This is a genomic window from Bartonella sp. MU37NMGALS, assembly GCF_042194015.1.
In the GTDB taxonomy this organism is placed as follows: domain Bacteria; phylum Pseudomonadota; class Alphaproteobacteria; order Rhizobiales; family Rhizobiaceae; genus Bartonella; species Bartonella grahamii.
In genome coordinates this window covers 1-748 of sequence record NZ_JBHIML010000119.1, presented here as the reverse complement: position 1 = coordinate 748, position 748 = coordinate 1, and the positions used below count along the sequence as shown (strand labels likewise).

2 protein-coding genes are annotated in these 748 nt (G+C 43.0%); both read right to left on the bottom strand.

Annotated features, from left to right (window positions below; genetic code table 11):
* A partial coding sequence (locus tag ACFIJP_RS09445) for a hypothetical protein (RefSeq protein ID WP_375627160.1) occupies nt 1-194 on the bottom strand: 194 nt, incomplete at its 3' end.
* On the bottom strand, nt 191-748 hold a 558-nt coding region (locus tag ACFIJP_RS09440; protein WP_375627159.1), incomplete at its 5' end, for a lysozyme. The genes ACFIJP_RS09445 and ACFIJP_RS09440, both read right to left, overlap by 4 nt.

Below are 748 nucleotides of genomic sequence, written 5' to 3'. Positions count from 1 at the left end.
CGCACATCAGCATCACTTTTTTGATTAACTTCACTTTCCACCTCCAGACGTGTTGTGGCTGCTTTTAAAGCTTTTTCTGTTTGCTTTTGTTGTTCACTCTTTTTACCAAGAGTAAAGGCTCTAGCTAATGCAATAAAAAAAGCGGCTAAAGCCGCACCTGTTAGCATCAGATTTCTTTTCATCCATAAGATCATAGGCGGTGCTCCTGAAAGCGTTTAGCAACAAAGAAAATACCAGCACATGCGGCTAAAACCATAATGGTGGCCAAAGCCCATTGGATTGGTCCATTTCCTGCTAATAAGCCTCCAAGCCCAGAAAAAGAACCAATAATCGGTGCAAGTGCTTCTGCTTTGAAAACCCCCGTTGGTGCTTGCGTTTCTACTGTTTGATAATTGGAGGAAACATAAGCCCCTTTTGCCCATAAGCCTGTTTCTGCCGCACGCCGGTGTGCTAGACCTTCAAGACGCTTCCCGCCTGCTTTGGTCCATTTCTGTAGCTCTGCAGGGACAGCTTCATATTCACCTTGATTGAGCTTTTTTAACAGTGTCGAGTTACAAAAGGCTGTTGTTCCTACATTATAGCAAAATGACACTAACGCCGCGAACTGTTCATCTGTTAATGAAACTGTAACAGCGCGTTCAACGGCATTTTCAAATTGTCTTAAGTCTTGGCAAAGAAGTTCTTCTGCTTGCTTTTCAGTGATTGTCATGCCTTCGTAAATAAAAGGTTTTCCAGCACTGTTTGTATG